The sequence below is a fragment of the Planctomycetota bacterium genome (genome assembly GCA_039182125.1).
Taxonomy (GTDB): Bacteria; Planctomycetota; Phycisphaerae; order Tepidisphaerales; family Tepidisphaeraceae; genus JBCDCH01.
Map to the genome: position 1 here is coordinate 1 of JBCDCH010000071.1, position 20,146 is coordinate 20,146.

Annotated in this window: 20 protein-coding genes; 11 read left to right on the forward strand and 9 right to left on the reverse strand. The window is 63.7% G+C overall.

Going from position 1 to position 20,146, the window contains the following annotated elements; genetic code table 11:
* From AAGD32_15240 to AAGD32_15250, 3 genes are all read right to left on the reverse strand, one after another.
* Positions 1-543 (reverse strand): hypothetical protein (locus AAGD32_15240; protein MEM8875599.1); only part of this gene is annotated, 543 nt, incomplete at its 3' end.
* A gap of 743 nt (positions 544-1,286) precedes the next feature.
* Positions 1,287-1,655, reverse strand: a complete 369-nt coding sequence (locus tag AAGD32_15245) for a YHS domain-containing (seleno)protein (GenBank protein MEM8875600.1) — start codon at positions 1,653-1,655, stop codon at positions 1,287-1,289.
* A 407-nt stretch (positions 1,656-2,062) separates the two neighbouring features.
* Positions 2,063-2,947, reverse strand: coding sequence for an alpha/beta hydrolase (locus AAGD32_15250; protein ID MEM8875601.1), 885 nt, complete (start codon positions 2,945-2,947; stop codon positions 2,063-2,065).
* Positions 2,948-3,323: 376 nt separating this feature from the next.
* Between AAGD32_15250 and AAGD32_15255 the strand changes: the two genes are divergently transcribed.
* The 8 genes from AAGD32_15255 to AAGD32_15290 all read left to right on the forward strand — a co-directional run bounded on the left by AAGD32_15255 (position 3,324) and on the right by AAGD32_15290 (position 9,634).
* Positions 3,324-3,566, forward strand: coding sequence for a hypothetical protein (locus AAGD32_15255; protein ID MEM8875602.1), 243 nt, complete (start codon positions 3,324-3,326; stop codon positions 3,564-3,566).
* Positions 3,567-3,570: 4 nt separating this feature from the next.
* On the forward strand, positions 3,571-3,825 hold the full coding sequence (locus AAGD32_15260; GenBank protein ID MEM8875603.1) for a hypothetical protein: 255 nt from the start codon (positions 3,571-3,573) through the stop codon (positions 3,823-3,825).
* A 147-nt stretch (positions 3,826-3,972) separates the two neighbouring features.
* Complete coding sequence (locus AAGD32_15265) at positions 3,973-4,848, forward strand: type II secretion system protein (GenBank protein MEM8875604.1); 876 nt, start codon at positions 3,973-3,975, stop codon at positions 4,846-4,848.
* 122 nt (positions 4,849-4,970) lie between these two features.
* The gene (locus AAGD32_15270; GenBank protein ID MEM8875605.1) at positions 4,971-6,101 is read left to right on the forward strand and encodes a phosphotransferase; all 1,131 of its coding nucleotides are present in this window, start codon (positions 4,971-4,973) and stop codon (positions 6,099-6,101) included.
* A 56-nt stretch (positions 6,102-6,157) separates the two neighbouring features.
* Positions 6,158-6,409: a zinc-ribbon domain-containing protein gene (locus AAGD32_15275; protein ID MEM8875606.1), complete on the forward strand. Its 252-nt coding sequence runs from the start codon at positions 6,158-6,160 to the stop codon at positions 6,407-6,409.
* A gap of 39 nt (positions 6,410-6,448) precedes the next feature.
* Entirely contained in the window at positions 6,449-6,889 is a 441-nt protein-coding gene (locus AAGD32_15280) for a hypothetical protein (protein MEM8875607.1), read from the forward strand.
* Between the two features lie 82 nt (positions 6,890-6,971).
* Positions 6,972-8,672: a DUF1338 family protein gene (locus AAGD32_15285; protein MEM8875608.1), complete on the forward strand. Its 1,701-nt coding sequence runs from the start codon at positions 6,972-6,974 to the stop codon at positions 8,670-8,672.
* Positions 8,673-8,704: 32 nt separating this feature from the next.
* The gene (locus AAGD32_15290) at positions 8,705-9,634 is read left to right on the forward strand and encodes a hypothetical protein (GenBank protein MEM8875609.1); all 930 of its coding nucleotides are present in this window, start codon (positions 8,705-8,707) and stop codon (positions 9,632-9,634) included.
* Positions 9,635-9,637: 3 nt separating this feature from the next.
* Here AAGD32_15290 and arsS read toward each other — a convergent pair whose 3' ends face one another.
* Entirely contained in the window at positions 9,638-10,651 is a 1,014-nt protein-coding gene (arsS, locus tag AAGD32_15295; protein MEM8875610.1) for an arsenosugar biosynthesis radical SAM (seleno)protein ArsS, read from the reverse strand.
* 49 nt (positions 10,652-10,700) lie between these two features.
* Positions 10,701-11,675 (reverse strand): arsenosugar biosynthesis arsenite methyltransferase ArsM, encoded by a 975-nt coding sequence (gene arsM, locus AAGD32_15300; protein MEM8875611.1) that lies wholly within the window; start codon positions 11,673-11,675, stop codon positions 10,701-10,703.
* A 322-nt stretch (positions 11,676-11,997) separates the two neighbouring features.
* Between arsM and AAGD32_15305 the strand changes: the two genes are divergently transcribed.
* Positions 11,998-12,822 carry a DUF547 domain-containing protein gene (locus AAGD32_15305; protein ID MEM8875612.1) on the forward strand — a complete coding sequence of 275 codons (825 nt, stop codon included), beginning with the start codon at positions 11,998-12,000 and terminating at the stop codon, positions 12,820-12,822.
* 10 nt (positions 12,823-12,832) lie between these two features.
* On the opposite strand, the gene AAGD32_15310 is transcribed toward AAGD32_15305, so the two are convergent.
* On the reverse strand, positions 12,833-14,185 hold the full coding sequence (locus AAGD32_15310) for a M14 family zinc carboxypeptidase (GenBank protein ID MEM8875613.1): 1,353 nt from the start codon (positions 14,183-14,185) through the stop codon (positions 12,833-12,835).
* A gap of 92 nt (positions 14,186-14,277) precedes the next feature.
* Here AAGD32_15310 and AAGD32_15315 point away from each other — a divergent pair, with 92 nt between their 5' ends.
* Positions 14,278-15,732 (forward strand): DUF2868 domain-containing protein, encoded by a 1,455-nt coding sequence (locus AAGD32_15315; protein ID MEM8875614.1) that lies wholly within the window; start codon positions 14,278-14,280, stop codon positions 15,730-15,732.
* Positions 15,729-17,189: a GTPase/DUF3482 domain-containing protein gene (locus tag AAGD32_15320; protein ID MEM8875615.1), complete on the forward strand. Its 1,461-nt coding sequence runs from the start codon at positions 15,729-15,731 to the stop codon at positions 17,187-17,189. The genes AAGD32_15315 and AAGD32_15320 overlap by 4 nt, the downstream gene beginning before the upstream one ends.
* Here the strand turns inward: AAGD32_15320 and phoU are convergent.
* The 3 genes from phoU to AAGD32_15335 form a co-directional block, all read right to left on the reverse strand.
* A complete protein-coding gene (gene phoU, locus AAGD32_15325; GenBank protein MEM8875616.1) occupies positions 17,186-17,875 on the reverse strand; it encodes a phosphate signaling complex protein PhoU in 690 nt (229 codons plus the stop codon). The genes AAGD32_15320 and phoU overlap by 4 nt on opposite strands.
* 51 nt (positions 17,876-17,926) lie before the next feature.
* Positions 17,927-19,177, reverse strand: a complete 1,251-nt coding sequence (locus AAGD32_15330) for an ATP-binding protein (protein ID MEM8875617.1) — start codon at positions 19,175-19,177, stop codon at positions 17,927-17,929.
* 68 nt (positions 19,178-19,245) lie between these two features.
* A complete protein-coding gene (locus AAGD32_15335; GenBank protein MEM8875618.1) occupies positions 19,246-19,947 on the reverse strand; it encodes a response regulator transcription factor in 702 nt (233 codons plus the stop codon).
* Positions 19,948-20,146 lie beyond the last annotated feature (199 nt).

Genomic DNA, 20,146 nt, shown 5'->3' on the forward strand with positions numbered 1-20,146 from the left:
CCACCAGCACTGTCGTTTTTTAACGGCCAGGCGGGTGCTGGTGCCGGAGCCTTCCCATTGGTGATTGGTGGTGTAGGCGGGCGGGAACCATTTGTGTTCCCAGTAAAAATCGCGGCCGCGCGTGCCGTTGCTCTTCTTGATGTACCCCCAGACGCGGATCGTGTATTGCTGCTCGGGGATGTTGTAGAGGCCGACGGGCTTGCCGTAGATGTCGCCGCTGACGATGGTTTGCCATGGGCCGTTGCCGTATCTGATCTGGACGGTTTCGGCGCGGACCCCCCACCAGTTTCCTTGGTTGTCGCCGAAAGAGTTGACGAAGATGTATTGGGTGCCGTTGTAGGTGCGGACCTTGAAGCGCTCTTTATCTTGGCCCCAGATCACGTTGTACTCGGTGTTGCTACCGCCGACCTTCCGGACTTTCCAAATGGAGTGGGCCTGTCCGGAAGAGTTGTCAACGAAGCCATCGCGGTTCATGCCGAAGGGGTAGTAGTCGTCGAGTGTTTCGGCGGTCAACGATGCGGTGGCCCAGGACGACAGGAGCAAGCACGCGGCTACGCAAGAGAAAGATCGAAGCATGAGATGGGGCTCCAAAAGAACAGAAATGAAGGGACGCAGGACGCAGGTGAATTGGCAAGCGGACGGAATTGTGAAGCAGACGCAAGCGAGAAAGCGAGCAGTGAGGCGAAGCCCAAACAGGGAGACAGGAGCCGGCGAGGGGCCAAAATGTTCCGTGCTTGACGGGAAGTGTTCGGGAAGCTGTCGTAGAAATGAGGCGTGAAAGAAAAAATTCAAATATTTGAATTATCGATACCAACATTAGTGTTGGATTCTTCGCCGGTCAAGCTCGTTGAAACAATTGAGCGCGATGTGGGGCGCAGAGCGGATGAGCATCCTTGCGTGGATGTGAGGCTCTGTTAGGTGGGGCTATCAATGTTCGAGACGTCCGAAGCGTTCGCGTTTTACGGACACGTGTTTGGCTGGGTCGCGTCAATCGTCGTCTTGAGTTGCGCCGCTAGGCGTCCGCTTTCCATTGATCGTTTTCCTTCCGTCGAGGGCTTCTGCCCAGTGCGGGACCGGGCCGCACAGGTCGGTCCATGACTCGGGCTCGTTTGTGGTCGGATTGCTTGCCGTTGGGGTTACCGGTGGCAATGGTTGAGGTTCGGCGGGGTTTGAATCGGGCATGCTGGCTTCGGGGTTTGGGCTTCAGAGCGCGGCGACGAAGTCATCGCCACGGTCGAACAAGCCGGGCCTCGGGGAGAGGCCGGGCTTGGCACGGGAGAGCGGGGCTACTCGATTTCGTCGGCGGGGACGTTTTTGATTTCGGGCCATTTCGCGTCGGCCTTTTCGATGAATCCGGCCTGGTCGTCGTTAAGCTTCTCGGCAACGTATTCGTTGATGTTGAGGTATAGCTTGTCATCGATGACCGCCCAAACCAGCGGGTCGCCGTTGAACTTTTTGGCGATGGCTGCACCGAAGGCGCAGTAGCCTCCGTATTGCGGGGCGTAGTGGTCGGGGTTGGCGTCGAACATGGCCTTGTGCTCTTCGCTGACGAACCAATACTGCGCACCGTGATGGGTGGAGCTGACGGTGAAGTCGCCCTCCATGGGCTCGCGCTCGGTGAAGTAGGCGACGGGGTCGTAACAGCCGATGGCCAAGCCGGTCTTGCCAGTATTGATGGGTTCTGGAGCGGCGTCACCAGCCGATGCGGCACCTGGGGGCAGGCCAACGGCTAAGAATACGGCGAACGCAAGAATGGATGGCTGAGCAAAACTTAATCTCATCGCAAACTTTTCGAGAAGACGTATGGGTCGATGGTGGTCAAGCGCAAACGATTCTGGGCTGCGTCGTTAATGTCGTCGTCGGAGGCATTCGGCCGAAGGCCGGCGAAGCGGATGAACTCCAGGCTTGGCTGGCGACCGTGACAGTTTCGGCGAAGTAAACGCCCAGGGGTACCGAGGAGTGAGCCATCCTGGTGAAGAGATTGGGGCTGTGCCTGCAAGCGTTTTCTTGACGCCTTCGAGCAGTTCTTGTGCTTTGGGGTCAGGGTTCGAGCTAGGGCGGTTTATTCCAGGCCGCCGGTTAAGAATTCACGCATCCTTGCGATGATGAACGGGGCGTCTTCTTCGAGCGCAAAGTGGCCGGTGTCGAGCAGGTGGAAGTCGATGTTCTTGACGTCGCGCTTATACGCTTGGGCACCGGGCTCAGGAAAGAAGGCGTCGTTCCTTCCCCAGACGAGCAGCATCGGTGGCTGATAATCCCGGAGGTATTGCTGCCAAGTCGGGTAGAGCTTGAGGTTGTTCTGGTAGTCGTAAAACAGGCCGAGTTGGATGGGGTGTTGGCCGGGGCGGGAGAGGTTGTAGTGGTCGAGTACCCAGTTGTCGGGCAGAATCGCTTCGGGGTTACGGGTGCCGTGGGTGTACTGCCACTCGAGTCCTTCGAGGCTAAAGACGTTGTCGATGATCGTCTGTTCGAGTTCCGGGGTACGGGTGTCCCAATACTTGAGGACGGGTCCCCAGCCGGGCTCCCCGATGCCTTCTTCGTAGGCGTTGCCGTTCATCACGATCAGGCCGGCGACACGGTCGGGGTGAGCGGTGGCGATGCGGTAGCCGATCGGAGCGCCGTAGTCTTGGATCATCAAGACGTAGTCATCGAGGCCGCGCTGCTCGAGGAACTTGTCCATCGTCTTGGCGAGGTTGTCGAACGTGTAGGTGTACTGGTCGGCGGGGGGGAAGCCGGAGTTGCCGAAGCCTGGATAATCGGGGGCGATCAAGTGGAACTCGTCGCCCAACGCGGCGAGGACTTCGCGATACATGTGCGACGAGGTCGGGAAGCCGTGCAGCAGCACGACGGTGGGTTGACCGGGCCGAGGTTGCCCGGCTTCGCGAAAGAAGATGTCGACGCCGTCGACGGCTTCGCGGTCGTATCGGACGCGGGACGGATCGGTGATCGATGGCGCAGAGGCTTCGGGTTGATCTGCACTCGCGGGGCTGAGTGCGGCAAACCAATTCAGGGTCAAGACGCACAAAAAAACTACGGCGAAGGTTACGGCGGCGGGGAGGGGTGACATATGTGCCTCGCGCGGTTTCAAGGTAAGTATTTAACGGCTTGATCAACCCTAGGCATGGCGGTCGCTGCCGACCATTGGCGGTACGTTTTTTGGCTGTTACATCTTCGAAGTCGTGTCGATCCGCCGTTACATATGTAAAGGCGATAAGCCAAGCTCTTCTGAACGAGAGGTTTAGGGTTCACGAGGTTAAAGCCCCCTCCAAGACGTCGGTTGGTCATTTTTTTGATCATGGCGGGTGAGATACGATGTCGCCGCGATGGCGCACCCCAACCCGCACATACGGCAGGCCATCGAGTACGGCGAGCGGAAGGGGTGGCGGTTCATCAAAGCCGGGGGGCGAGCGCATCTGTACGGGACGCTGTTGTGTCCGAAGCGGGATCGCGATGGGCATCGGATCATGGTGCTGGGTTCGCCCAAGTCGCAGCAGCACCACGCGCGACGGATCACGAAGGCGCTCGATGCGTGCGAGCATTCACCTGAACCACAAGACAGAGGGTGACACGATGCCGACTTACGGATTCACGATTGTGCTGCACGACTGCGTCGAAGCGACGGAGGAGTTGGCCGACGCGGTCGTGGTCGCCGGGGCGGACGACGCGACCTGTCGGTCGGGCTGCGGCGAGGTGGCGTTGGATTTCGATCGGGAGGCGCCCGACCTGGAAACGGCGATCCGTACCGCGGTGGCGGACGTCGCGAAGGGGAATTTCTGCATCCGGCGGATCGAACTAGAAGCAGAAGATTTTGGGCCTAGCTTGTAATCGGGGTAACGTGACCGCCTCGAAGGGCGGAGCGGGGAAGGTGGGGCATCCCCCGAAAATGCGTCAAGGCCGTGCCTAAAGCCGGTCCTACGCCCTATGCTGATCGCGGAAAAGTTTGTAAGCAACTCCATCGCACGGGAGTTCGGTATGCCACAAGGTCCGAAGCAACCGGTACGCGCAGACATCTGGGTAACGCGCTCGAGCGGGGCGTTTACGCTGATTGAGCTGCTGGTGGTGATTTCGATTATCGCGCTGTTGGTGGGTATTCTGTTGCCGGCTTTGGGCGGAGCGCGACGCACAGCGCAAGCGTCCGTTTGCCTCAGCAACCTACGGCAACTCGGCGTGGCGACGACGGCATACGTTGTGGATTTCGATGGACGGACGCCGCTGGCGACGTTCGACAACGAGCCGACGACGCCGAACTTTTCGCCGCGGGGCATCGGCGGCTTTCCGGTCGGCACGCCGCTGCCGCCGTTCGGGTCGTTCGTGACCCCCCGGGTTGTTCCGAGCATCGGCGCGGCGCTGGAGCCGTATTACGACGGCGACCCGTTAGGTGTGTGGCGGTGCCCGTCGGGGGTCGATTTTGCAACCGGCGAGGGCAACGATTTTACGATCAGCGGAGACAACCCGTTCGACGGGACGGCGACCGACGACGTGTTCGTACCGCACTACTTTTTCATGCAAACCTTTCACTGGATCGATCAGCCCGCCGGTCCGCCGCAATTCCTCGAGGTCTGGTCCACGCGGAATACGGCTGATCTGCCCGTCGATCAGGTGCGGTCGGCTTCGGAAGCCGTGGTTTTTTTGGATCGTGACGGCCGCTACCACGGCACCGCGACGGCGTACGTGTACCTGGGCGAGAGCGGCGACTACCTCTCGCAGTACGCGTATCTCGACGGGCATGCCGCGCCCCAGAAGTATCGGAACGTTACGGAATACATGGCCCGCCTGGGCGAGCGGGCGATCGATCAACGGCATTTCGGGTCGCCGCGATTTTCATTGCTTCGGCCGGGCGAGTATTAATTGAGTTTGGGGCTTGGCCCGGTTTTGAGATTCAGGACATGCAAAGGATGAGTTGTATCGATGCGGACTTGCTCCATCGTCTGGATGGCCTGGAACCTTGCGGCGACTCGGGAGTTTCCATTTTGAGTGCGTTACAAGACGGCGTCTGTTGGTTGACGAGCGATTCGCTCACCGAGATCGAGGCTTTGCTGCGGCGTCACGGCTGGTGTCAGCGCGAGGAGTCGGTGTCACGGGTTCGCTCGGCCGGCGAGGGCAACATGAACGTGACGCTACGGGTCACGTTGGAGGATGCGGCGGGCCAGAGACGCCGAGTGATCTTGAAGCAATCGAGACCGTGGGTGGCGAAGTATCCATCGATCGAAGCCCCGGTGGATCGCATCTCGGTTGAGCGGCGTTTTTACGAACTGCTGCCCAAGCTCGGGCCGGGGGGCTGTGCGGCAGCGCGGATGATGCCCAAACTCCTGGGCGGGGACGCGGCGAGCTACACCCTGCTGCTGGAAGACTTGGGTAACGCGGCGGATCTATCGACCGTCTACGCTCGGGGCCGGTTGCCGGGGCGGGCGATCGCCGACTTGGCGGGCTATCTGCGTGGTCTGCACGACGCTTCTGTGGGGCGGGCGGACACGGCGGCTCAGGCGCTCAAAGCTTCGCCGCTGCGACGTGAGGAAGGCGTCGCCGGTTGGGGGGAGCCGATGGTCAACGCCGCGATGCGCGCCTTGAACCGTGAGCACTTCTGCGAAGTGCCGATGGCGGAAGGCAACGGTTTGGATCTGGAAGCGATCGAGCCCGGGCTCAAGAAGGCCGCGGCCGAATTACGTCAAGATGTCGATTACCGCACGCGGCTGGTCGAGACGGCGGCGGAGTATGCCCGAGACGGATCGAGGGAACCTTCGGCCGTACTCCTGCACGGAGATTTCTTTCCCGGCAGTTGGCTGGACGCGAGCGGGCAGACCCGGGTGATCGATCCGGAGTTCGCGTTCGAGGGGCCGCGTTCGTTCGACGTGGGCGTCGCGGTAGCGCACCTGATCTTGGCCTGCCGAGCGGACGCGGCGCGCGAGTTTCTCGGCTTGTACGGATCGCATCCGGACCTGGATCGCGCGTGGGTCGGTCGGTTCGCCGCGATGGAGGTGATGCGCCGCTTGATCGGCGTGGCCCAACTCCCACTGCCCGAGCGCAGCGACGGTTGGCGAGCCGGATTGGTGCTGGCTAGCCGGGAAGCCATGCTGGCCGGTGATTGGGAGGCCATGGCGTGAACACCGTGCGCCATGAGGCTTGGCGTCGCCCCCCCGGCCGCCGGTAGGCTGCGGAGATGCCTCAACCAAGCAACCGGGCCTTCGACTGTCCCCATTGCGGCGAAGAGGTGCCTGCGAACGCGGCGGCCTGTCCGGCTTGCGGGTCGGACGAGCAGACGGGCTGGTCGGAGGACACGATCTACGACGGGCTGGACCTGCCGGCCTTGGACGACGAGCCGATGGAGGAGCCGCAGCCGGTGAAGTGGTTGGGCTGGGCGGCCGCCGGGTTGGTGGTCGTGATCTTGGTGGTGTGGGTCGTGGGCGGCTAGATTTTGATTCCACACTCGTCGAAGCGAAAAGGAGAAGCCATGTCGCTTGCGGATCGCATGGTCGAGCGATTGGATCGTTCGGTCGGGCTCTATCGCGAATTGCCTGAGAGGTGCGATCGGGACGCTTTGGGCAGCAAGCTGCCGGGGCTGCCGTCCAACACGATCGGCGCCCAGCTCTGGTGCGTCGTCGGGGCGCGTGAGAGTTACGTGAAATCGATCGCGGCGGGCCGTTGGTCCGGCTTTTCGTGTTCATTGGCCGAGCCTGGGCATCCGGAGCGGGTGCGGGAGGCACTGACGCGGTCGGAGGAAGCGGCGCGTGAAGCGGTGTCCGGGCTGGCGGAGTTCGACGCGACGCGTCAGGACCTGGTGGTCAGCCTTCTCGAGCATGAGGCGGCGCACCAAGGACAGCTGATCCGCTACCTCTACGGCCTGCGTTTGCCGATCCCCGATGGCTGGAAACGGCGTTATGCGTTGGATTAACGCGTCGGCGGGGGGCGGTGTAAAATTCTGAAAGAATTGTTTCCCGCGGGTGTTCCGGCGGACCGCCGAAGAGGAGCCTGGCATGTCGACTGTCTTGACCGATCGGATCGCCTTACAACACCGCTTGTTCGCCGAGTTGTCGGCGATGTTCGGAGCGGAGGTGCCGCTGTACGACAAAGCGCTGGCGGTCAACCTCGCGTGTAACCGGGCGGTGTGCGATTTGCTCGCGAAGAAGTATCCGGGGTTGTCGTTGAGCGACGCCGACCTCGAGGCGACCAGCGGCGAGCGTCATGGCGCGATCCGCATCGGCCGGCCGGACGAGTACCGATGGATCGGCAGGTTCTTCGCGTGCTTCGCGATGGAGCCGCACGGTTTCTACGACATGACTGCGTTGGGCGGCAAGAGCCAGCCGGTGATCGCCACGGCGTTTCGCTCGGTCATCAATCCCGAGCACCGCGTGTTCACGTCGCTGTTGGTGAGCGACTACTTCGACGACGCGACAAAAGAACGCATCGAGGCGGCGCTGGCGGGCCGCGACGTGTTTGGCGACCAGGCGCGGGCGTTGATCGAAAAGTCCGAGGCGCAGGGCGGGCTAGAGGAAGCCGACGCCGCGTTGTTGATCGAACAGGCGACGACGCGCATCTTCAAGTGGCAAGGCAAAGCTCGGGGTCATGCGCTGTACGCCGACCTCTGCGAGGGCGGTTTTAAAATCGCCGCGGACATCGCCTGCTTCGATTCGCATCACCTGAACCATCTGACGCCGAACACGTTTTGTATGGACGTCTACACGTCGGCCATGAAGTTTTTGATGGGCGAGATGGCCGAAGACGAGTTCCGAGCACGGGCCACGGCGGCGTTGTCGCGGCTTGTGGACGACACAGGGCACGACTATTTGATTTTGCATTTTAAGCACATGGATCGCGAAGACCTGGCGGCCTTAGACGCCGCGCCGCTTGATGCGCCCGCGGTGGCGAACGTGCTGGACGCGTTGGTCGTGCGGCTGTCGGATGCCGAGTTTGATTTGACCGGGTACACGCACAACGGGTTCAAGGATTTCACGGAGGGGCCGGACGTAGCGACGCCGGTGCTGTTGCGGCAGGACGCGTACAAAGCGCTCACGGAAGACGTGGCCTTCATCGGCCAGGACGGCGTGACGACGGGGGCGGTGCACACCGCGCGTTTCGGCGAAATCGAGCAGCGGTTCTACGCCACGACGCCGGACGGGCGGGCCAAGTACGACGCGTGTCTCCAGGCGTTCGAGGTGAAGCGTGCGGAAGACCCAGGGCTCGCCAAACGGGACCACCCCGCGTACCTCGCGATGCAGGCCGAGGCGTTTGCCGAGTTCCCGAAAGCGCTGCAAGCTTTACTTGACGCCGGCCTGGTCTACGGCCGGTACCGGGCGACCGCGGCGGGGAAGGCCACGGACGTCCACGGCACCGATTTGCGTGAGCTCCGAAACGCGGGGCTGGTGGCGGTGGACGGCTTGCGCTACGAGGACTTCCTGCCCTTCAGCGCGGCGGGTATTTTTGCGTCGAATCTCAATCAATACGGGACGGCGTCGACCGCGAAAGATCGACGCGCCTACGCGCAGGCCGACCTGGAGCGCGTGCTGGGCAAGGCCATCGTTGACGTGAACGTCGCGTACCGCGGGATCGAGGCTCGTTCGATCCTTGAGACTTACGAACATCTCGGCATACTCGACCGGCTGGACCCGGTTGAGCGTGGGCGTCTCGAGCGTGACGCGGAAGGTTGTCCGGCGCCCCTGGCTTCCGTGATTGCTTGATGGTTGTCGTGAGCGAGCGGTATCGTTATGCGATGCGACAGCTTGACCATTCGGCGTTCGAACGTGCGTCGGGCTATATCCGGGGCCATGCGCGGCGGATCGATCGCGAAGCGTTCGATGTTTTCTTTGGCGGGGGTGAGCCCGGCGTCGTTGCCGACGCGCTCGCGGAGTACCAGAACGAAGATGGCGGGTTCGGGCACGCGATCGAGCCCGACTTCCGGCTACCCGACTCGACCGCGACCGCAACGACGGTGGCGTTTCAGTTCCTGATCGATGCCGACGTGCAACCCACCCACGAGGTCGTGCGGCGGGGCGTGGCTTACCTGTTGCGCACTTACGACGAAGGGGCGCGGTCGTGGCGGCCGACGGCACCGGCAGTCGCCGAGCATCCGCGGGCTCGGTGGTGGGAAGACGTTCCGCCGATCGTGTACGCGCCGAACGCTGAGGGCTGGGGCAATCCCAACATCGAGGCGATCGGCTGCCTGAGTTTCTACGGCGCATTGGTAGACAAGGTTTTTCTGAACGCACGGGCGGACGAGTCGATCCGTTGGATCGAAGAAGCTGAAACGATGGAAGCGCACGAGCTGTTGTGTGCGTTGCGTTTTTCGGAATGGTTTCGCGGGCAACTGCCGGCAACGGTAGAACGCCAACTGGTCGCCATCGCGACGAAGACCGCGCGTCTTGATCCCACCCAGTGGTCGGAGTATTCGGCGCAGCCGGTTTGGTTTGCTCGCCGTCCGGGAACCGCGATGGCCGGGGCGTTCGGCGATTCTCTCGAGGCGAATCTGGATTTCGTGATCGAACAGCAGCGGGCAGACGGTTCGTGGCGCCCGATGTGGCGGTGGGGGCGGTACGAGGATGTATGGTCTACCGCCGAGCGTGAGTGGTCCGGGCACCTGACGCTGCAGAACCTGAAGCTGCTGGCGGCGTTCGGGCGGATCAACGGCGTCGATGCCGTCTGACGCTCAGGCGAGCGCCCCGCCGCAAGACGAGCCGGCTCCCGCGGTGCAGCCGTAGCAGTGGTCGGCGGTGGCGATGCGTCGCTGGGCGAGTTCTTCCGGCGTGAAGTCCCAGAGCCGTGGAGCGGCGTCTTCTTCGTGTGGTAGCTCGGCGGGGAGCTGGACGGCAAAGTTGAAGTCGCAGTCTGAGAGCCGGCCGTGATGGTCCGCGTGGATCTGGTGGCGGCACATGAGGTCCGGGATCGTCTCGGGGTTGTAGGCGTCGACGAGTTTCTGGAGATAGGGCTCGAGTTGGCCCTGGCGTTCCAGGTCGCGACGCCAGCGGGCGATGGGCATGTTGGTGATCGTGAATAGCGACGTGAATTTGAGCCCGAAGCGTGCGTCGAGCTCACGCCGGTAGTCGTCTTCGAGCGACGCCTGCGGCGGGGGCAGCGACGGGCCGACGGGGTTGTAAACGAGATTAAGCGTCAGGTTTGGGTCCTCGCCGTAACCGACGGCGTTCAGTCGTCGGAGGCCTTCGATGGAGGCGTCGTAGCTACCGTCCCCGCGTTGGGCGTCGACGTTGTCCTGCAGGTAGCACGGCAAGGAGCACGTCACCTCGACGCGGTGGTCGGCGAGGAACGCGGGGATCCAGTCGTAGGCCGTGCCGTCGCGGTCGACGTGAGTGATAATGGTGGGGTTGCAGCGATCCATGACGGTCCGGCCGTCGCCGGTGAAGGCTCGGACCATCCGTTGGAAGTGCGGGCTCATCTCGGGGGAGCCGCCGGTGATGTCGATGGTGCGGACGCCGTCGTGCCTCAAGACCCAATCGATGATCTTGTCCGCGACGTCGTCGGGCATGTTGTCTTTCTCGCCGCGGCGGGCCGGCGAGGAGTCGACGTGGCAGTGCCCGCAGGCGAGGTTGCAGCGTAAACCGATGTTGATCTGCAGCGAACGGATCGCGTCGGCTGCGCGCAGCTCGGGGCCGACCCGCCGGTGAAAAGCGTCGGCCTCGGCGATAGGCAAGGTGAAGGTGGTCATGTGAGAACAACTCGGGCGAGCGGTGAGGTCTTCTGCTGGGGGCGGCGGCTCAGCAGCACCCGCCGCCCTGGTAGTGGAACGTGCTCTCCGTAACGTAGATGTCGTCACGACCGAGCGCGGCGAGCGCGGCCCCCGTCTTGTCGCAAACGGCCAGCGGCATGTTTTTGGGCAGGACGTGTCCCTTGCCGTCGTCGAAGCTCCCTTCGGGGCCGGTGTACAAGGCGTACTTGCCGGTGAAGATGCAAGGGCCGTCGTCGGGCATCGGGCTTTTGAACGCGGCCACCTCGATGGTTTCGAGCAGCAGGTCTTCGTCCAGGTCGTAGCTGGCGGCGTCGAGGCTGCGGTATGGGCGACGCATACGGACCTCGCCCGAGCCGAAGCCCGCGTCGGTGATGGTCTTGAGATAGTCTTCGAAGCTGAGGCAGCCCGAGAGGCATTGAGCCCGGAGAATTTCGTTGTCGATCAAGTGCTCGGGCATCGGCCGGGGGGTGATCGGGTCGGACATGACCAGCCGGCCGAACGGCTTGAGCACCCGGTACATCTCGGAGAGCGCGCGTTCGAGGTCGCCGCCGGTTTTGAAGATATTGAACAGGCAGTTCTGGGCGGCGAAGTCGATGGAATCATCGTTGACGGGAAGGTGCAACGCATCGCCGTCGACGATCTTGACGAACGAGGGGTCGAACCATTCGTTGGTTTCGGCGGCGAGTTCGAGGTTCTGGGTCGCCGCTTCCCGCATCTCCGCCACGGGGTCGACCGCGATGACGCCGCCGGGCTTGCGGGAGAAGTAGGCCAGCTCGAGTGCTTCGAGGCCACCGCCGACACCTACGTACAGGCAGGTCTGGTCGGGGACCATGTCCTGGAGATGCACGGTGCTGCCGCAGCCGTAGTTCATCTCGTGCATCACCTTGGGGATGTGCAAACCCGGCAGGAACCGCGGAGCCATCGGAACGCAGCAGAGATTGTCCGCCGGGGCGGCGGCGGCCTCGGCGTATACAGATTGGACGGTGTCGTGATAGGTGTTCATGGAACGTGCGCTTCCGGAACGAGTGGGGGGGAAAGGATGAAAGGGTTGGTCGCGGCTTCGCCGGATCGGGGCCGGTCGATCGCCACGTTTCGGATTCTAGCCCTGGCCGGACGTGACGTGGAAACAATCTTGCTTCGCTCAATAAATTTTTTGCCGGGGTCATTCGCCCTACGCTTCAGGGCCTTGGGAACAAAACGCCAGCCGCGTCCGTTCCGAAAACGTGGTTTAGTCTTCTCATACAAAATGGAGCAAATCGATGAACGCGCGTGGAAACCGAAATCGGATCGCTTGGGGATTGCTGGTAGCGGGCGGCGCGACGGCCTTGATTCTGCCGCTCGCCTTAGCGGATTACGAAGCCGAAACCGCCCCGGGTGCCGCGCCTCCGATCGCGAGTACGTCCGAGTCGACCCGTACACCCGAAGCGGGCAAGATCACGCTTCAATCCGACGCGACCGCCGCTGCGATCCCGCTTTCGGCCGATCATGCTTCGGTGCTCGCCGATTACGACGCCTTGCTCCGCGAACACGTGACGCCCGCGGGCCTCGTGGATTACGACGCGTTGCGGTCGGCACCCGATCGGCTCGACGCATATGTCGCCTTCCTCGCGACGGCCGATCTGCAAGCGATGCCCGACGCGGAGCGACTGGCCACGCTGATCAACGCCTATAACGCCTTCACGCTGCGGCTGATCGCGGACTACCCGGGCATCTCGTCGATCATGGAGATCCCCGAGGACAAGCGCTGGAAGCACGCCCGCTGGAACCTTGCCGGCCAAATCGTGAGCCTCGACGGTCTCGAGCACCAGATCATCCGGAAGCAGTTCGACGAGCCGCGTATCCACTGGGCGGTGGTGTGTGCGGCGATCAGCTGCCCGCCGCTACGACCCGAGGCGTACACCGGTGATGGGCTCGACGCACAGCTCTCCGACCAATCTCGGATCGTGCATACCTCGCCGAAGTGGCTGCAATTCAACGCGGGTTCGAACCTGCTCAAGGTGACGCCGCTCTACAACTGGTACGGCAGCGACTTCGGCGAAGGCCACCCCGCGATCGTGGCCAACGTGGCGCCATACGTGGACGGCTTGAGCGCCGGCGATTCACCCAGCATCGACTGGCTGCATTACGATTGGTCGCTGAACACGCAGTAACACTTCGGCTTCAAGCCACCCGCCGACGTAGAAGCACGGCCGAGCCGATCCCCGCCAGCCCCAGCAGAAACGCGGGCTCGGGGATCGGCTCGGCCCAGTTTTCGTAGAACGCGACACCGAAGTTTTCGCCGAGTTGTCGGTAGTAGTCGAGGTCTCGCTCGAAGCCGAACATGGTTTCGAACGTGACGTCGACCTGAGCGGTGAGGAAGGCTTCGGCGAAGTTCGCGCTGGTCCAGGTGGTACTCGTCGAGTCGATCTCCTGAACGTTGGGCTGCAACTCGCGTAGACGCACCCACCAGTCGGCCTGGTTGTCGCCCTGCTCGAACTCGATGAACCCGAAGTCGTCGGCGTCGAACGGGATGGTGGAGTGGAAGTCGATGAAGGCATCGACCGTGCCGGGCGTCGAGGCGACGTCGTCAATCATGGCCTGGCCATTGACGGCGATGTCCTGGTGAGGGCCCCAGAGGCTCGGGTTCCAGAAGCCGTTGGGATCGCGATCGGGGTTCTGCACGGTTGCGCGGCTGTTGCCCGCCAAGCGTCCGTCGGGGTTCATCGTGGGATACGCGAAGAACTCGGCGACGTCGCGCAGGTTCGCCGCCCGCGGGTCGTCGGAGATCAGCCAATCAACCAGGCCCGCGAAGGTGTGCGTGCCGAGGACTTCACCGGCGTGCATGCCGGTGGTGATCACGACTTTTCGTTTGGGCTCTGTGGCCGAGTCGGTCTGAGGATTGGTAATGCGGTAGGCATAGATGTTCTGTGGATCGATGGTTCGGCCCAGATCGTCGGTGCCGCCGGGGGATTGCCCGATGACGCCGTTCACGCCGGCTCGGCCGGGAACCGCGCTGGCGGTTGGCTGGGCCCAGGGGCTGTCGAGAACTTCAAGGGTGTGGGCCACGGAGTCGCCGTAGCTATACGGGAATGCGTAGGCGACCTGGACTTCGTCTTGGGTGAAGGGCGTATTGTTCGAGAAGCTGAAGACCTCATTGGCCCCGCCACGGACGCGGTTCAGACCGCTTTTGTCGAAGAATTCCCAGTTTTCGCCGTCATACGAGTAGACCATCGGGTGGCTTTCGAGACGGTTGAGGCCGCCGGCGAACGGCTGATCCACGACGAATTGTGGCGTGATCCCCAGGGCACCGGTGGCTTTGAAGTTCATCCAACGCCACTGATTGCCGCCGTAGAAGTTGTCTCGGCCGACCAAGTTCACGCGCGGCGTGGTCGTGCCGGAAACCGTGTAGCTCTGGAGAGATCCGTGGTCGAAATCGCCGTTGAGGGTGAGGCTGGCCTGGGCGGAAGCGGCCAGGGCCAGGACGCCGATGGCGACGATTTCGGCGAGCCGGTGGGGCATCAATTTTAGGTGCATGAAAATTCTCCTAGAACAATTCTACGGATCAATCGCCGTTTGGCCAGTGGTTTGGGTTTGCTTCGGGCTCCGGGCTTCCCGAAGATGCCGAAATGTTCTCGCGCCGGCCCCAACTCGCGGATTTGCTTGCGTTGAGCGTCATCGGGCAACGGGACGCCGCGGCCACCCGACGGAGCCTCCATCGGCGTGATCGTGACCGCTTCCTGGCTTGGCAGAGGCAGCCATCCACCGGCCCCTGGAACCCGAAGGTCGCGACGGCGACGCAGCGTGTGGAACGTTGGTTGGGCGAGGACGAACGCGGCACCCTGCGTGCCCGGCTGGCGTCGGCGACCGCGTGGTCGTTCTGGTCGGCGGTGGTGCTGGCCGCGCTGTTGGGTGTGGCCGCGGCGGGGGTGCTGTTTCGTTACGACGGCAGCCGGCCGATCAACGTGCTGTGGGTGCTGCTGGTGTTCGTCTTGCTGCCGTTGGTGACCGCGCTGGTTTCCGGGTTGGGCATGCTGATCGGTTGGCCCCGGCCGGGCTGGACGCCCGGCGCGACGCTTTGGGCGTGGATCTGGGGCAAGCTCGCGAAGCGGACGTGGGCGGCGGCGGGCACCACGGCCGAGGCGGTGGTGCGCACCCACGCCAAGGTGCTTCGCCGGGCGCTGGTGGTCCACGCGTGGTGGGTCGGGCAGTGCGTCGGCCTGGCGTTCGTGGCGGCGGGCACCCTGACCTTCGTGGTGCTGCTCGCGACCAGCGATTTGGCGTTCGGCTGGGCGAGCACGCTTCCGCTCGAGAGCGACCGGTTGGCCGACGGCTTCGCGGCGGCGTTCTGGTTTGCGCCGAGCCTCGCGCCGGACGCGGCCATATTGGAAGCCACGGTTGCTGAACGGGCGACGCCGTTCGCGGATCGGTACGCGGCCGACCCGGAGCGTTTCAAGGCGTGGTGGCGGCCGTTGCTCGCCTTGGTGCTGGTGTACGGGCTCATGCCTCGGTTGTTGCTGACGGCGGTGGCGGGGTGGCGTGGTTCGCGTGGCGTCACCAAGTCGTTCGCGTTGCACCCGGCCGTATCGGAGATCGACGCAAGGATGACCACGCCGTTCGTCGAATCGTCGGACCCCGCTACGGCCGCGGCAGCGACGATCCCATCGGCCGTTCCTGCTCGACCCGTGGTGGCGTTGGACGTCTCCTCGAAACCCGAGGCGGCGCGCTGGCTGTGTTGGGCGGACGCGCCGCTGCCCGAGGACGTGTCGCGGGGAGACGTGCTGGCCATCGGCGGCGAGGTGTCGCTGGAAGACGATCGGCGGGCGCTCGATGCCGTGGCCGAAGACCCGGCCGCCAGCGTGGTCCGTATCGCGGTCAAGGCTTGGGAGCCGCCGCTGGCGGAATTCACGGACTGGTTAGCCGAACTCCGCCGAGGTTTGGGAGACGGACGACCGGTGGAGGTCGTCGCGATGGTGCGCGGCCGATCGGACCGCGACAAGGCCGAGGTCTGGCAGCGTGCTTTAGGTCGGTTGAGCGATCCGTGGTTGCGGGTCTACGTCTCCGAAGTGGAGGCCGAGCGGTGAGCGACCCGAACGCACAAAATTCCTCGCCAGAGCCCCCTCGTTTCGTCGTGGTTGGGCACCCCAACAAAGGCAAGTCGAGCATCGTCGCGACGCTCGCCCAGGACGACGCGGTCCGCATCGCGCCTGAACCGGGTACGACCACGCGGGCCGACGCGTTCGAGCTGCGTATCGACGGGCGGCTCTTGTACAGCCTGGTCGACACGCCGGGTTTCCAACGCGCCCGGGCGGTGTTGGCTTGGTTACGCGAGCACGAGACCGACGCGGCGGAACACCCGGCGTTGGTCCGCCGCTTCGTCGAAACCCCGGAGCACGCCGAGCGTTTCCCCGACGAGGTGGCGCTCCTGCGTCCTCTGGTCGATTCGGCCGCGACGACGGGCGTCCTGTACGTCGTGGACGGCTCGACGCCGTACGGCCCGGAGTATGAGCCCGAGATGGAGATCCTGCGTTGGACCGGCCGGCCGAGGATGGCGCTGGTGAACCCGATCGGTTCGGCGGACCACGTCGACCAATGGCGGACGGCTTTGGGTCAGTTCTTCGGCACCGTGCGGGTTTTCAACGCGGTGGATGCCCCGTGGGTGAAACGCGTCGAGTTGCTCGAAGCATTCGGCCAACTCGACGAAGCCTGGCAGCCCACCGTGCGGGCCGGGATCGACGCCTTGCGGGCCGATCGACGGCTGCGCGAGGGCGAGGCGGCGGAACTCATCGCCGCGTCGCTGGTCACGGCGTTGAGGCTCCGTGAAGATCGGCGGCTCGGGTCGAATGAAGACGCTTCGTCGATCCGCGAAGCGCTCGAGGTCAAGTATCGGCAAGGCTTAGAAAAGCTGGAACACGATACCCGCGACCGCGTCGAAGAGGCCTATGGGTTCCTGCGCTTGCAACGCGAGGACGAGTCTCCCGAGGCGATGCACGCTTTGCTCGGCGAACTCTTCGCCGAATCGACGTGGAACCAATTGGGGTTATCGCGAAAACAACTGCTGGCCGCCGGAGCGCTCAGCGCCGCGGGCGGCGGGGTGGTCCTGGACCTTGCGGCGCAGGGCCTGAGCTTCGGCGTGTTCACCGCGGGCGGCGCGTTGCTGGGGGCCGCGGGAGCCTGGTGGGGCGGCGGCAAGCTCCCGGAAACCAAGGTCCTCGGGTTGCCGATGGGTGGGAACCTCGCCCGAGTCGGGCCGATGCGAAACCCGAATTTCGCTTTCGTGTGGTTGGGGCGGGCCCGCCTCCACCACCGGCACATCGCGCAGCGGACCCACGCGCGTCGCGACACGCTCGTGCTCGAGCCCAACGCCACGCTCGACTGGTCTCCGGATGTTCGTCGGCGGGTGGTTCGGGCAATCGGCCCTTTGATCAAGAAGCCCGATTCGCTCGAAGCCGCTACGGCGGCCCGGGCTCCGCTGGTCGAAGCCGTTCGGGACGTGCTGCGGGAAGACGCGACGTTGTTGGACGCCAAGCATCCGTTTTAGGAAGAAGCTTCTGGTGCCTTGGCTCCACGCAGCCGCATGTGCCGAAGGATCTCGCCCTCGGCCATGTAAAGCACGTCCTTGGCGATGTTGCAGGCGTGGTCCGCGATGCGTTCGAGCTGCTTGGAGATGCTCATGAAGTGGACGAGCTGCTCCATCCGGTGCGGGTCGCGGCGCATCGCGGCGATCACGGCGTCGTACATGTTCGCGTTGATGCGGTCCACCTGGTCGTCCTGCTTCCGGACGCCGCGGGCCTTATCGGTGTCGAGCGTGACCAACGCGTCCAACGCGTCGCGCAGCATCTCGTTTACGTGCTGGCTCATGGTCCGGAGGTCGTACGGCATCTGATCGAGCTCGGCTTCCTCCGCGAGAGCGATGGCCTGTTCGGCGATGTTTTTGGAATGATCGCCGATCCGCTCCAGGTCATTATTGATTTTGAGCACCGCGACCACGTAACGCAGATCGAACGCGACCGGCTGATTCAACGCGAGGGTGTGGAGGCATTCTTCTTCCAGGTCCACCTCGGCGAGATCGATCTGTTTGTCTCGTTCGATGACACGTTCGGCGAGGTCGACGTCCCGCTTGAGCACCGCGGTCACGGCGTCGCGCACGCTCTCTTCGCATAGCATGCCCAGTGCGAGCACCTGTTTTTTGAGACGGTCGATCTGGCGTTCGAGGAAGATGGACACGTGCAGCTCCGAAGAGGGCGGCGGATGGCCCGGAGGAAAGAGACAACATACTCAGGCGGCCGGTGGCATCGCGGGCGCTTCGGTGGGCGGCGCCACGTCGCCCGTAACCCCCCGAAGATACAGGCGGAAGGTCGAGCCCTCACCGGGCTGGCTTTCGACCCCGACACGGCCGCCGTGCGCGGCGGCGATGTGCTTCACGATAGACAGCCCCAGCCCGGTCCCGCCCATCGCCCGGCTGCGTGACCGGTCGGTCCGGTAGAACCGCTCGAACACCCGTGCGAGGTGCTGGCTCTCGATGCCGCGGCCTTGGTCCGAAACGGCGATCACGGCATAACCGTCCTTCGTATCGGCCGAGATTTCGACGGCGGTGCCGGGCTCGCTGTATTTCACTGCGTTGTCGATCAGGTTGACGACGGCCTGCTCGACCAGGTTGGGCTGCATGAACGCGAGCAGATTGGCCGGGCAGCGCAGGTGTACCGCGATCGATTTCTCTTGTGCTTTCGGTGAGCATGTCTCAATCGCGGCGCTCAGCACCGGCGCGACCCAGTCGGCGGCCATTTGGTGCGTCGCGTGCTCGGGCTCCTGCTCGATCCGTGCGAGGGCAAGCAGGTCTTCGACGATCGCGCCCAGCCGGTCGGCCTGGCGGGCGATCATGCGCTGGAAGTTCTCGCGGTCGGTTGGCGGCATCCGCCCGTCCGCATCATCTAGCAACGTCTCGACGGCGGCCTTGATCGCGGCGACCGGCGTCTTCACTTCGTGGGAAACGTTCGCGACGAACTCACTGCGGACGGCCTCCAGACGACGCAACTGAGTCACGTCGTGCAGCACCACCAACGCGCCGATGGTCTGCTCCTCGGCACCGAGGAGCGTGGCGGTCTGCGCTTCGATGGCCCGCGGGTGTTCAAGGGTATCGCCGGCCAGCGACAGCTCGAATTCGTCCTGCTGTGGAGCCTGCTCGTCGAGCGTGACCCGTAGCAACTCGGTGATGTGCGAATTGCGTACGACGTGCGCCAGCTCTTGGCCGATGACCCGGTCGCGCGAGACCCGAAGCAGATCCGCTCCCGCACGATTGAGGTTGATCAGACGACCGTTCAAGTCTACGGCGAGGACGCCTTCGGTCATCGAACCCAGCAGCGCCTCCAATTCGTTACGCCGCGCGGTTTCGGAGGCGAGACGCTGCCGCAGTTGGCCGGTCAATTCTTGGTCGCTCCGCCGCAGCGTTCGCAGCACGCGCACCTGTCTTCGGTGGGCCACGGTCAGGATGCCGACCACCACCAGGGCGAGAATCAGCAGGATGCCCAAGAACCATTTCATCGTGCAACCCGACTTCGTAGCTCGAACGCCAAAAGCCCCGGATCTTGTCTTGCAGCTTACCCTCGCGACGACTCGCGGAATCGGTACCCCACGCCCCGGATGGTTTCGATGCTCTTGCCCACCGGCCCCAGCTTGCGACGCAGCGCAACCACCTGCACATCCACGCTGCGATCCGTCACCGCCGCGAACCCCTCGTGGATCGACTCGATGATCTGTTGCCGAGTGAACACACGACCGGGTTTGCTGACCAACAGCGTCAGAAGCTTGAACTCGGTAGCAGTCAAATCGACCGTTTGCCCGTCTGCGCTCGCCTCGTGTCGGTCTAGGTCGATCTTGACCCGACCGGCCTCATGAACGCGGCGCGGCGGGCCTTCTTCTAGCGATTCCGCACGACGCAACACCGCCGTGATCCGCGCTAGCAAAACCCGCGGCGAAAACGGCTTGGTCACGTAGTCGTCGGCCCCCATCTCCAGGCCACGGACGATGTCGGATTCCTCACCTTTGGCCGTGAGCATGATCACCGGCACGTTCTCGGTCGCCTCTCGACTACGAAGCGTCCGGCAAACCTCAAGCCCGTCCATCGCCGGCAGCATCAGGTCCAGCAAGATCAAGTCCGGCACCCGATCGCGGAGTTTTTTTAGCGCTTCTTCGCCGGTTTCGGCTGTCTCCACGCTGTACCCCTCCCGGTCGAGGTTGTAGCGCAGTAGTTCCAGCAAATCGCGTTCGTCTTCCACCAGCAGGACGGAAATGTCAGACACGGCGGGCCTCCCTGGGGCGTGTGGGCGTGTCGAGGGCCGCGCTGGACTCTCGGCCTTAGCAACGTAACGCGGCCCTTCATATCCAACACGACGCTCACGCAAAACACATATTCGCCTGCACGCCGGAACAAACCGTCGTACGACGGTTTGTTCCGGCGTGCAGGCGAATATGTGTTTTGCGTGAGCGTCGTGTTGGATA